This is a genomic window from Flavobacterium circumlabens (assembly GCF_004345565.1).
Taxonomy (GTDB): domain Bacteria; phylum Bacteroidota; class Bacteroidia; order Flavobacteriales; family Flavobacteriaceae; genus Flavobacterium; species Flavobacterium circumlabens.
Window position 1 is genome coordinate 108,593 of sequence record NZ_SLWA01000008.1, and the last position, 12,408, is coordinate 121,000.

Genomic DNA, 12,408 nt, shown 5'->3' on the forward strand with positions numbered 1-12,408 from the left:
ACATGTCTGTCAGCACTATGAATAATAAAAATTGTTTTGACTTTTTACGGTTTTTCTTTGCAGCAAATATTCTATTGGCACACCTCTGCGAACTTTCTCAAAATAGTAATCTGGCTTTTTTGTCTTATTTCTCTAATGCAATAATTGCGATAAAAGGTTTCTTTGTAATAAGTGGTTTTCTGGTTGCCAAAAGTTATGTGAATACACCTTCATTAAAAGAATACTTCGTTAAACGGGCCAAAAGAATTTTACCGGCTTATATTGTAGTTATTCTTTTTTCAGTTCTGATTTTTGCGTTCTTTAGCAGCCATAATTTTTCGGACTATTTTTCAGATATCAATACCTATAAATATCTGGGATGGAATTTGGTTTTTCTAAATTTCATGCAGCCTTGCCTGCCGGGACTTTTTGTGAATAATCTTCATTGCGCTGTAAATGGAGCTTTATGGACCTTAAAAGTAGAAGAAGGTTTTTATATTGTTTTGCCTCTGATTTTTTACGTAATCAAAAAAACCAGAAGGACTTTTTTAGTACTCGCAAGTCTTTATATTTTGTCGTTACTATATTGGTTTACTATGGATTATCTGGATAAGCCATTATTAGCAAAGCAATTACCGGGTTATTTGTCTTATTTCGTAACGGGAATTTTTCTCTTTTTGAATTTTGATTTCATTATGAAATACAAAAAAATAATTTTGACATTTTCAGTTTTACTCTTAATGGGTTATTACATTTTAAGCCTGCAAACAGATTGGCTGTATCCTGCAGCATTTGGCTGTATTGTCATTATTACCGCCTACAATCTTCCTTTTTTGAATAATTTCGGAAAGTATGGCGATTTTACCTATGGACTTTATATCTACCATTTTCCTGTCATTCAGATTTTCAGGCAATATGACTTATTCGAAAAATACAATGCTTATTTAATGGCAGTTGCCGTAATTTTGATTACTTTGTTCTTTGCTGTCCTTTCGTGGTTTTTTATAGAACGAAGATTTTTGGATAGATATAAAAAGAACAATCAAAAGCACATTCCGACTGTATGTTAGTCAAAACAAAAGCAATCGTAATCTCATCCTTAAAATTTCAGGAAAAAAGCCTGATCGTAAAATGTTTTACGCTTTCAAACGGCCTGAAATCTTATTTTGTGCGTGATGCTTTTTCGAGCCGGAAAGCCAGTCAGAAAATTGCTTATTTTCAGCCTTTGTCCATTCTCGAAATCGAGGCTGTACATAAAAACAAAGGTACTTTAGAGAATTTCAAGGAAATAAAAACAGCCGTTCCCTTCCAAAGTATCCATACCGATATTGTAAAAAGTACGATGGTGATGTTTCTGTCTGAAATGCTTCATTATTCGATTCAGGAAGAAGAAAAAAACGAGCCTCTTTTTGTGTTTTTAGAGACTGCTTTGACCTGGCTGGATCATCACGATGAGATTTCTAACTTCCATTTAATCCTTCTTCTGGAAACAACCAAATATTTGGGTTTTTATCCGGATGTTTCAGAAATGGATTTGCCTTTTTTTGAAATGTACGATGGGGTTTTTACCCTTTTCCATGGTATGGGTTCGCTGACGGAACATGAAAGTAACTTGTTTAAAAAGTTAATTGATTTAAAATTTGACAACGATCAAAAAGTTTTTCATGTTATTGAAAGACAAATACTCCTTAAAATTCTGATCGACTACTACAGTTTTCATTTGGATGGATTCAAAAAACCAAAATCTTTAGAGGTTTTAAAAGAAGTTTTCTCTTAAATTTTGCAAATTGGGGCTGTTTTTTGCGGAATCTACCTGAAATTCAAGGGCAGCACTCTTTTTTCTGTCATCTTTTATCTATTTACCTCAAAATTCCTTACTTTCGCACCTCGATTAAGAAAAGGATAAAATGAGCACAAAATTTACTGAATACAAAGGACTTGACTTGCCAACAGTAGCGTCAGAAGTACTTGATTTTTGGAAGAAAGAAAATATATTTGAAAAGAGTGTAACCACTCGCGAAGGTGCTGAGCCTTACGTATTTTTTGAAGGTCCGCCTTCAGCTAACGGTTTACCGGGAATTCACCACGTGATGGCACGTGCGATTAAAGATATTTTTTGCAGATATAAAACTCAAAAAGGTTTTCAGGTAAAAAGAAAAGCCGGTTGGGATACGCACGGATTGCCTGTAGAATTAGGTACTGAGAAAGAACTTGGAATCACAAAAGAAGATATTGGGAAAACCATTTCTATCGAAGAATATAACGAAGCGTGTAAAAAAACCGTAATGCGTTATACCGACGTATGGAATGATCTGACCGAAAAAATGGGATATTGGGTAGATATGGAAGATCCGTATGTGACTTACAAACCCAAATATATGGAGTCTGTCTGGTGGCTTTTGAAACAAATCTACGATAAAGGTTTGTTGTACAAAGGATACACAATTCAGCCGTATTCTCCGAAAGCAGGAACAGGATTGTCTTCTCACGAAGTAAATCAGCCCGGAGCTTACCGTGATGTTACAGATACAACGATTGTAGCGCAGTTTAAAACATTGCCGGAAACATTGCCAAACTTTTTAAAAGGTTTTGGAGATATTCACATCTTAGCCTGGACGACAACTCCGTGGACATTGCCTTCGAATACCGCCTTGACCGTTGGGCCAAAAATTGACTACGTTTTAGTAAAAACTTTTAATCAATATACTTTTGAACCTGTAAATGTTATTCTGGCTAAAAATTTAGTTGGAAAACAGTTCGGGAAAGGATTTTTTGCCAGTGAAGACGATGCTGATTTCGACAAAGTGAAAAATGGCGACAAGCAACTTCCGTATAAAATTTTAGCGGAAGCGAAAGGTGCTGACTTAGTTGAAATCCGTTACGAGCAATTATTGCAATACGTATTGCCTTACCAAAATGCGGAAAACGCCTTTAGAGTAATTGCCGGAGATTTCGTAACTACCGAAGACGGAACCGGAATTGTACATACCGCTCCAACTTTTGGTGCAGATGATGCTAAAGTAGCAAAAGAAGCAAAACCGGAAATTCCGCCAATGTTGGTTTTAGATGAAACCGGAACAGCAGTTCCTTTGGTTGATTTACAAGGGAAATTCACTTCACACTTAGGTGATCTTGCCGGTAAATATGTGAAAAACGAATATTATGACGAAGGACAAGCGCCAGAGCGTTCTGTTGATGTTGAAATTGCTATTCGATTAAAAGAAGAAAATAAAGCCTTTAAGGTTGAAAAATACGTACATAGTTATCCACACAGCTGGAGAACTGATGAGCCGTTATTATATTATCCCCTAGACTCTTGGTTCATTAAAGTAACCGATGTAAAAGATAGAATGTTCGACCTGAACGAAACTATCAATTGGAAACCTAAGTCTACTGGTGAAGGACGTTTTGGAAACTGGCTGAAAAATGCCAACGACTGGAACTTATCTCGTTCTAGATATTGGGGTATTCCGTTGCCAATTTGGAGAACCGAAGACAAAAAAGAAGAAGTTCTTATTGGCTCTGTTGAAGAATTATACAACGCGATCGAAAAATCTGTCGAAGCCGGTTTTCAAAAAGAAAACCCATTCAAAGGTTTTGAAATCGGAAACATGTCTGAAGCAAATTATGATTTAATTGATTTACACAAAAATGTTGTCGATCAGATAATTTTAGTTTCTGCTTCCGGACAACCAATGAAACGCGAAAGCGATTTAATTGACGTTTGGTTTGATTCCGGAGCGATGCCTTATGCACAATGGCATTATCCTTTCGAAAACAAAGACAAAATCGATGAGAATAAAGATTTCCCTGCGAATTTCATTGCAGAAGGTGTCGATCAGACTCGTGGATGGTTTTATACTTTACATGCAATAGCCACTTTAGTTTTTGATAAAGTTGCCTATAAAAATGTAGTTTCGAATGGTCTGGTTTTAGATAAAGACGGAATAAAAATGTCTAAAAGTAAAGGGAATACGATAGACCCTTTTAAAACCATCGAAGAATATGGTCCTGATGCCACTCGCTGGTACATGATTATGAATGCAAATCCATGGGATAACCTGAAATTTGATTTAGATGGAATTGCTGAGGTTCGCCGTAAATTCTTCGGAACATTATACAACACCTATTCATTCTTTTCGCTGTATGCCAATATCGACGGATTTAAATATGCTGAAGCGGAAATTCCGTTAAACGAAAGACCCGAAATCGATCAGTGGATTATGTCTGAATTGCACACGCTGATAAAATTTGTTGACGAATGTTATGCAGATTATGAACCAACAAAAGCTACAAGAGCAATTTCTGACTTTGTTCAGGAGAACCTGAGTAACTGGTACGTTCGTTTATGCCGTCGTCGTTTCTGGAAAGGCGAATACGCTCCTGATAAAATTGCAGCTTACCAAACACTTTATACTTGTTTACTAACAATAAGCAAATTGAGTGCTCCGGTCGCTCCTTTTTTCATGGATAAATTGTACCGGGATTTAACAGTTTCAACAGGGACTGAGGGTTTTGCCAGTGTTCACTTGGCAGAGTTCCCAAAATTTGTCGAAAACTTTGTTAATAAAACGTTAGAAAGCAAAATGCAGAAGGCGCAAACCATCTCATCATTGGTTTTATCACTCCGTAAAAAGGAAATGATCAAGGTGCGTCAGCCTTTACAAAAGGTAATGATTCCGGTACTTGACGATAATCAACGTGCTGAAATCGAAGCTATTTCCGAGCTTATAAAAGCGGAAGTAAACGTGAAAGAAATCATGCTTTTAGACGATGCTTCAGGTGTTTTGGTAAAACAGATTAAACCTAATTTTAAGACTTTAGGGCCACGCTTTGGAAAAGATATGGGCTTGATTTCTAAGCAAATACAAAGTTTTTCTTCCGATCAGATCAATCAGTTGGACAAGCAGGGGACGTTAGATATTGTTATTGCTGGAAATAATGTAACTTTATCATTAGAAGATGTCGAAATAACGTCTCAGGATATCGAAGGATGGCTCGTTGCAAATTCAAACGGAATCACAGTTGCGCTTGATATAACAATCACCGAAGATTTGAAAAAAGAAGGTATCGCAAGGGAAGTAGTAAACAGAATTCAGAACATCCGTAAAGATTCAGGATTTGAGGTTACTGATAAGATTAAAGTGCAAATTAAAAGAACCGGCCTTTTAGAGGAAGCTATTTTAAAAAATGAAGACTATATTAAGTCTGAGACATTAACAGATAATTTGGTTTTTACAGATGCTTTGGAAAGCGGCATAGAAATTGAGTTTGATGATATTAAAACAATGATATTAATTTCAAAATAATATAAAAATGGTAGATGAAATTACAAGATACTCTGACGCTGATTTGGCGGAGTTCAAAGAAATAATCCAAAATAAAATACAAAAAGCACAAGCCGATCTGGATTTAATAAAAAGTGCTTACATGAATGATTTGAATAACGGAACAGATGATACCTCTCCAACTTTCAAAGCCTTTGAAGAAGGAAGCGAAACAATGTCAAAAGAAGCAAACTCACAGTTGGCTATCAGACAGGAAAAGTTTATTCGTGATTTGAAAAACGCATTATTCCGTGTAGAAAATAAAACATATGGTATCTGCAAAGTAACAGGTAAATTAATCGGTAAAGAAAGACTGAAAATTGTACCTCACGCTACAATGAGTATCGAAGCAAAAAATCTGCAACGATAAGATATACTAAATTATGAAACGCTCCTTTTGGGGCGTTTTTTTATATATAAAAATGTGAAGTGATTCCTTAATCCGTGCTCTGCTTTGAAAGAAGATGCGGCAGTTAACAGGATTGAAAAATATTGCATTAATTAGAACTGTCCCGATTATAAACAGTTCTAATTAAGCAATGGTGAATTGCATTAAGCTAAATTCTTTTCGAGTTCTAATTTATGTTTTTTCAGGATGGCTCTTGTCATTCCTAAATTGGCTTTGCTGGAGTCTGCAGCCAGGTAAATCATAAATTTTTTGTTGGGTGAAATGTCAATAATGTGAATTTGTGTAGAAAGCGTAATTAAGATATCTTCAATATCCTGATTTAAATTCAAAGCTTTCACGGCGTTTAATTTTGCTTTTACAACTTCAAGATTGTAAGCAGCTGCCAATTCAGGATCAAAAGAAGGGTCTAAACTTAAATTACCAAAGCTTAATCCTGATTCAATTTCGGTTACGGCAATAGCAATAAAACCGTTTACATTTGTTTTCATTTCATTTAAAAACACGTTTAAAAAGTCGTTACTCATGGTTTTGTGGTATTTGTGGTTAATAGATTTATGTTATTTCAATAGGGAATTTTTGCTTAATTCTGTCGAAAGTTCCTCTGTTGTACGCATCAATAATCCGAGGTTGCTCCCGTCTTTTGAAAAAGCCACTACAAAGTTTGAGCCACTGATCTTATTTCCAATTACAACTCCGTCTGCTGTTTTTAAAAACAACTGTTTCAGGGAACCTTTATCCAGATCAGCTAAAAATTTTTCACTCATAGATAAAATCGCAGCGCTCATTGCCGCTACACTGTCTCCGTAATCTAAGTGTAATGATGTGATTAGTTTTCCTTTTCCGTTTAAAATTAGCGCTGATGTAGATTTAGTGTTAACCAGAAAATCGTTCAGGATGGTCGTGATTTCATTCATTTTGGAAGGATTTAAGGAGTTGTTAAAATATATTGATATTGATAAAATTTTTAAAGTATCGGGATGTATTATGACTAAACAACTGTTAATTTTTCTAACAAATATAAATTATTTTATGTATTATTGTATTGCCGAATCAAAATAATTTTATTTTTTTTACTATAAAAAACTTACATTATGAATAAAGTGTTGAAATTTAAAGATGTGAACTCGGATGTTGAAAATAGAATGAAAGAATTCGAGAAAATGCGAATTAAATTAAAGTCCCAGATCGCAAAGGATGCCGCTAAAAAAAACGCTGCAGGAAAAGAGGGAAAAGGTTTGTTTAAATCTATTTCCGAATTTTTTACCGATGCCCCTAAAACACCAACAAATTCAAGTGTTAAGAAATAGCTTTTACGAAGCGGGTCAAAAGTTATTTTAGACCTGTTTATTTTATTATAAAACAATTAACGCTCCTTAAGGGGCGTTCTTTTTGATTAAATTATTACTTTTGCCCATCAAAATTTTATAAAATGTCATTACGAAAATCGTACTTCCTCATATTTTTAGTTTTACTTATCGATCAGCTTTCTAAAATCTATGTAAAAACAAACTTTGTCTTAGGTGAAGAAGTGGTTATTGCGGATTGGTTCAGAATTCATTTTATAGAAAATGAAGGAATGGCCTGGGGAACAAAAATTCCCGGCGAATATGGAAAATTAATTCTGACCGTTTTTAGAATTTTTGCTGTATTCGGAATCGGATATTGGCTGGCTGATGCGATTAAAAAACGTCATTCTACTTATTTGATCGTTTCCATTGCCTTAATTTTTGCCGGAGCTGCCGGAAATATACTGGATTCTGTTTTTTACGGAGTAATTTTTGACGACAGTACCCATAATCTTGCGACACTCTTTTCACCAACTCCATACGGAACGTGGTTTCATGGTTTGGTAGTAGATATGTTTTATTTTCCAATCTGGGATGGTAATTTGCCAAGCTGGCTGCCTTTCTTTGGAGGTAAACATTTTATGTTTTTTAATGCTATTTTCAATGTTGCCGATATGGCGATTTCTACAGGTGTTGGTATCCTGTTGGTGTTTAATAAAAGAGCATTCCCGAAACATACCTAAAAATTAGAAAAAACACCAATAAAAAAATTCCAAATTTCAATAGCTGCATGTTATAGCATGTTAATTGGAATTTGGATTTTTTTTTATTGAAAATTTTACATTTTTGGGATTAATATTTATTGTGCTATTTTTACGATACAAAAATCAAACCTATGCAAAGTCCGTCTTTTTCTATCTATGATGCATCTGCGGGTTCGGGAAAGACCTACACTTTGGTTAAGGAATATCTTAAAATTATTCTTTCATCACCCAAAAATGATGCCTACCGCAATATTCTGGCAATAACGTTTACCAATAAAGCGGTTCATGAAATGAAAAGCCGTATTGTGGGAAGTCTTTCTGAATTTACAAAAGACGAACCTTCTGCAAAAGCTATGGATTTAATGGAAGATTTGTCCCGTGAAACAGGTCTTTCGATAATAAAAATCAAGACAAAATCTCAAAGTATAATTAAGCATCTTATTCATAATTATGCTGCTTTTGATATTTCTACCATTGATAAATTCACACATAAGGTAATTCGTGCTTTTGCACATGACCTGAATTTACCCATGACCTTTGAAGTTACGCTGGATACCGAGAATTTATTGGTAGAAGCCGTTGATGCTATTATTGCTCAGGCGGGACAGGACGAAACGCTGACCAAATTACTGATTGATTTTACGATGGAAAAAACCGACGACGATAAAAGTTGGGATGTTTCGCGTGAGATTCTTGAAACCGGAAGATTGGTTCTGAATGAAAATAATAGGAATGAAATTTCTCATTTTCAGGATAAATCCATTGAGGAATTTGTGGCGATAAAAAAGAAAATGTCGGTTTTGTGTGCCGATTTAGAAAAAGAAAATACCGGATTTGCTATACAGACTCTGGAGCTAATCGATAAAAACGGTATCGATTTAAAATCATTTTCAAGGGGAACTTTTCCGAATCATCTCGAAAGTATTCGTGATGGAAAATTCAATCCAAGAAATAAAACGTTTCATGAATTTGAGGATATTGCAATCAATAAAACCGCAAGCGACAGGGCTTTAATTGAAAATCTTATTCCCGAATTGCTTCTTACCCTGGCTAAAATTTATAAAAACTTTGAAAAAAGGGATTTTTATAAAGCCTTTCTGAAAAATATAACACCGCTTTCTCTACTCAATACGGTTAGTAATGAACTGGCAAAAATTCAATCGGAACAAAATATCTTATCGATTTCAGAATTCAATGCCATTATTCATCGTGAAATTCAAAATCAGCCGGCGCCCTTTATTTATGAGCGCTTGGGAGAACGTTACCGTCACTTTTTTATTGATGAATTTCAGGATACGTCAGAAATGCAATGGCAAAACCTGATTCCTCTAATTGATAATGCGCTTTCGGGTCAGGATGATTTTGGAAATAAAGGAACTCTTATGATTGTTGGTGATCCCAAACAATCCATTTATCGCTGGAGAGGAGGAAAGGCCGAGCAATTTATTGAATTAAGTAAAGAAGCAAATCCTTTTGCTAATCCGGATAAAAAACTGGAGCATTTAAATACAAATTACAGAAGCTATAGCGAAGTAATTGATTTTAATAATGCTTTTTTTAAGCTGATTTCTACAGAATTTTCAAATGAAGATTATAAGGATTTATATGAAAATCATAGCTTTCAGAATCCAAATTCTAAAAAAGGCGGGTATGTCAATATTTCTTTTCTTCCCATAATAGAAAAAAATGATTTCGCAGATGAAGAAGAGGTGGCAGAGAAATCAGATTTGTATGTTCTGGCGACTTTAAATACGATTCTAAAAGTAGTTCGGGAAGGTTTTGAGTATAAGGATATTGTAATTTTGACCCGTAAAAGAGGTCAGGGAATCGATATTGCCAATTATTTAACCGAACAAAATATCCCGCTTCTTTCTTCAGAAACGCTTATGATTCAGAATGCTACAGAAGTTCGGTTGATTGTTCATTTGCTGAAATATCTGAATAACAGTGCCGATTTGGAGTCGAAAGCTAATTTTTTGCATTTTTTAGGAACAACTTTAGAAACTGAAATTCCGATTCATGATTTTATCGCAAACGGAATGGCCCAAAGGTTCGAAAGTGATTTCGAGAATTGGCTTTTAACGTTTGATGTATCGCTTTCTTTTGAAGATATCAGAAAGAAGTCTTTGTATGAAGCTGTTGAAATAATCATTGCAAAATTCATTCTTCCGTCAGAAGGAAATGCTTATGTGCAGTTTTTTCTGGATATCGTTTTGGAGCGTGACATCAGAAATCAGGCAGGTATTGCGGATTTTCTCGGTTATTGGGATAAAAACGCAGAGAAATTCAGCATCCCGTCTCCGGAAGGAAATAATGCAGTTCGCATTATGACCATTCATAAATCGAAAGGGCTCGAGTTTCCTGTAGTTATTATGCCCTTCGCTGAAGAAGATTACAACAGGAAACCAAAAGATAAACTCTGGCTGGATACGGAAGAAGCTGATTTGGGTGTTCCGAAAGCTCTAATTGATAATAGTAGTGCAGTTGAGGGTTTCGGTGAAAGTGCATCGGCAGTTTTTAATTTGAAAAAACAAGAAGAACTGCTCGATAATATTAATGTTCTATATGTAGCGCTAACGCGTGCTGAAGAACAATTGTATGTTATTTCACAATCTTTGAAAGAGCGAAAAGACGGAGAATTTCCGAATAATATGGCTTCTTTCTTTATTAAATATTTGATACATAAAGGAATTTATGATCCGGAAAAGACAGAATATGATTTTGGAAACAAAAGGAAGCTCTCTCCGCCGACAAAAAAGACAGATTTAGTTAAAGTAATTCCAATGGTTGCGGAAGTTTTAAATCCGAAAAATATAAAAATTGCACAGCGGGAAGCTTTAATGTGGGGTACTCATCAACAGGAAGCGATTTCGTACGGAAATGTAATTCATGAAATCTTAGCCCTCGTGAAAGATAAAACGGATGTGGATTTGGCTGTTACAAAAGCACTTGAAAATGGACTGATTACTTTTGATCAGACAGAAAAGGTTTTGGCAACACTTCATGAAATTGTAAATCATCCGGAATTAAGTATGTGTTTTAATGGAAATGATAAAATTCTGAATGAGCAAACCATTGTTCAGAAAGAAGGCAAAATCTTAAAACCGGATCGCATTGTTCTGACCAAAAATAAAGAAGCGTATCTGCTGGATTATAAAACGGGTGTCAGTAATGCAAAATACACGAAACAAATTCAGGAATATCAGGATGCTATTGAAGATTTAGGGTACAAAGTGTTAAAAAGAGCTTTAGTGTATATAGGAACAGATGTCGATGTGGTAAATTTGTGATGAAATTAATCAGATGTTAAGAGGTTGACTTCTGTAAGTTGTTAATTTTTAACATATTAAATAAATAAAAATGTACGGTAAAATTAAAGATCATTTGCAAAGTGAGTTGCAAACTATTGAAGAAAACGGAATTTTTAAAAAAGAACGTATTATAACGTCGGCACAAGATGCTGAAATTACGATTTCAACCGGAGAGAAAGTTTTAAATTTCTGTGCCAATAATTATTTAGGACTTTCATCGCATCCCGAAGTAGTTCAGGCTGCTAAAGACGCTATGGATACACATGGTTTTGGAATGTCGTCTGTTCGTTTTATTTGTGGTACACAGGATATTCATAAAACATTAGAAAAAAAGATTGCGGACTTTTATGGTACAGAGGATACTATTTTATATGCAGCCGCTTTTGATGCTAATGGAGGTGTTTTTGAGCCATTGCTGGGCGAAAATGACGCTATCATTTCTGATAGTTTAAATCATGCTTCTATTATTGATGGTGTGCGTTTGTGTAAAGCAGCCCGTTATCGTTATGAGAATAGTAACATGGAGGATCTGGAACAGCAGTTAATTAAGGCTACTGAAGCAGGTGTTCGTTTTAAATTAATTGTGACCGATGGTGTTTTCTCTATGGACGGTGTTGTTGCTCCACTAGATAAAATCTGTGATCTGGCTGATAAATACGATGCTTTGGTGATGGTCGATGAATGTCATGCTGCCGGATTTATTGGTGCAACCGGTAAAGGGACACTTGAAGCAAAAGGGGTTATGGGGAGAGTTGATATTATCACAGGTACACTTGGTAAAGCATTAGGTGGCGCTATGGGTGGTTACACAACAGCAAAGAAAGAAATTATTGAATTGTTGCGTCAAAGATCAAGACCTTATTTGTTTTCGAACTCGCTGGCACCGGCAATTGTTGGCGCTTCTATTAAGGTTTTTGAATTATTGGAAAAAGACACTTCTTTAAGGGATAAATTAGAATGGAATACGAACTACTTTAAAGAAGGTATGAAAAATGCCGGATTTGATATTATAGACGGTGATTCTGCAATTGTTCCGGTTATGTTGTACGATGCAAAATTATCACAAACAATGGCAAATGAACTTTTGAAAGAAGGGATTTATGTGATCGGTTTCTTTTTTCCTGTTGTGCCGAAAGAGAAGGCAAGAATTCGCGTACAGCTGTCAGCAGCGCATACAAAAGAACATTTGGACAAGGCGATAAGTGCTTTTGTATCAGTTGGTAAAATGTTAAAAGTTATATAATTCCCATTTTATTGAATTTTTGTAGGTTTTTTTTAACATTTCATTTTGTATTTAAAAAATTTGGTGTTACTTTTGCTTGTAATTAACTA

At 35.1% G+C, this 12,408-nt stretch carries 10 protein-coding genes; 8 read left to right on the plus strand and 2 right to left on the minus strand.

The genetic code is table 11. The annotated features are described in order from the left end of the window. Positions 1-17: 17 nt before the first annotated feature. From EV142_RS18050 to EV142_RS18065, 4 genes are all read left to right on the plus strand, one after another. On the plus strand, positions 18-1,049 hold the full coding sequence (locus tag EV142_RS18050) for an acyltransferase family protein (RefSeq protein WP_158286339.1): 1,032 nt from the start codon (positions 18-20) through the stop codon (positions 1,047-1,049). Further along, positions 1,043-1,756 (plus strand): DNA repair protein RecO, encoded by a 714-nt coding sequence (gene recO / locus EV142_RS18055; protein WP_132037247.1) that lies wholly within the window; start codon positions 1,043-1,045, stop codon positions 1,754-1,756. Before EV142_RS18050 ends, recO begins: the two co-directional genes overlap by 7 nt. 130 nt (positions 1,757-1,886) lie before the next feature. Continuing rightward, a complete protein-coding gene (ileS, locus tag EV142_RS18060) occupies positions 1,887-5,288 on the plus strand; it encodes an isoleucine--tRNA ligase (RefSeq protein ID WP_132037248.1) in 3,402 nt (1,133 codons plus the stop codon). Between the two features lie 7 nt (positions 5,289-5,295). Then, positions 5,296-5,676, plus strand: a complete 381-nt coding sequence (locus EV142_RS18065) for a TraR/DksA family transcriptional regulator (RefSeq protein ID WP_035681592.1) — start codon at positions 5,296-5,298, stop codon at positions 5,674-5,676. A gap of 182 nt (positions 5,677-5,858) precedes the next feature. Here the strand turns inward: EV142_RS18065 and EV142_RS18070 are convergent, their stop codons facing one another. Beyond that, entirely contained in the window at positions 5,859-6,239 is a 381-nt protein-coding gene (locus tag EV142_RS18070) for a hypothetical protein (RefSeq protein ID WP_132037249.1), read from the minus strand. A gap of 33 nt (positions 6,240-6,272) precedes the next feature. Further along, on the minus strand, positions 6,273-6,629 hold the full coding sequence (locus tag EV142_RS18075; RefSeq protein WP_132037250.1) for a roadblock/LC7 domain-containing protein: 357 nt from the start codon (positions 6,627-6,629) through the stop codon (positions 6,273-6,275). Between the two features lie 177 nt (positions 6,630-6,806). On the opposite strand from EV142_RS18075, the gene EV142_RS18080 reads away from it, so the two are divergent. From EV142_RS18080 to kbl, 4 genes are all read left to right on the plus strand, one after another. Continuing rightward, on the plus strand, positions 6,807-7,022 hold the full coding sequence (locus EV142_RS18080) for a hypothetical protein (protein ID WP_132037251.1): 216 nt from the start codon (positions 6,807-6,809) through the stop codon (positions 7,020-7,022). Positions 7,023-7,144: 122 nt separating this feature from the next. Next, positions 7,145-7,744 carry a lipoprotein signal peptidase gene (locus EV142_RS18085; protein WP_132037252.1) on the plus strand — a complete coding sequence of 200 codons (600 nt, stop codon included), beginning with the start codon at positions 7,145-7,147 and terminating at the stop codon, positions 7,742-7,744. Positions 7,745-7,896: 152 nt separating this feature from the next. Further along, a complete protein-coding gene (locus EV142_RS18090; RefSeq protein WP_132037253.1) occupies positions 7,897-11,055 on the plus strand; it encodes a UvrD-helicase domain-containing protein in 3,159 nt (1,052 codons plus the stop codon). A 70-nt stretch (positions 11,056-11,125) separates the two neighbouring features. Continuing rightward, positions 11,126-12,319 (plus strand): glycine C-acetyltransferase, encoded by a 1,194-nt coding sequence (kbl, locus tag EV142_RS18095; RefSeq protein ID WP_132037254.1) that lies wholly within the window; start codon positions 11,126-11,128, stop codon positions 12,317-12,319. Positions 12,320-12,408: the final 89 nt, after the last annotated feature.

Excerpts from the sequence above, each read along its gene's own strand:
- EV142_RS18090 (WP_132037253.1), top strand. The coding sequence starts at position 7,897 with ATGCAAAGTCCGTCTTTTTCTATCTATGATGCATCTGCGGGTTCGGGA.
- ileS (WP_132037248.1), top strand. The coding sequence starts at position 1,887 with ATGAGCACAAAATTTACTGAATACAAAGGACTTGACTTGCCAACAGTA.
- kbl (WP_132037254.1), top strand. The coding sequence starts at position 11,126 with ATGTACGGTAAAATTAAAGATCATTTGCAAAGTGAGTTGCAAACTATT.
- EV142_RS18085 (WP_132037252.1), top strand. The coding sequence starts at position 7,145 with ATGTCATTACGAAAATCGTACTTCCTCATATTTTTAGTTTTACTTATC.
- EV142_RS18080 (WP_132037251.1), top strand. The coding sequence starts at position 6,807 with ATGAATAAAGTGTTGAAATTTAAAGATGTGAACTCGGATGTTGAAAAT.
- EV142_RS18050 (WP_158286339.1), top strand. The coding sequence starts at position 18 with ATGAATAATAAAAATTGTTTTGACTTTTTACGGTTTTTCTTTGCAGCA.
- EV142_RS18070 (WP_132037249.1), bottom strand. The coding sequence starts at position 6,239 with ATGAGTAACGACTTTTTAAACGTGTTTTTAAATGAAATGAAAACAAAT.
- EV142_RS18065 (WP_035681592.1), top strand. The coding sequence starts at position 5,296 with ATGGTAGATGAAATTACAAGATACTCTGACGCTGATTTGGCGGAGTTC.
- EV142_RS18075 (WP_132037250.1), bottom strand. The coding sequence starts at position 6,629 with ATGAATGAAATCACGACCATCCTGAACGATTTTCTGGTTAACACTAAA.
- recO (WP_132037247.1), top strand. The coding sequence starts at position 1,043 with ATGTTAGTCAAAACAAAAGCAATCGTAATCTCATCCTTAAAATTTCAG.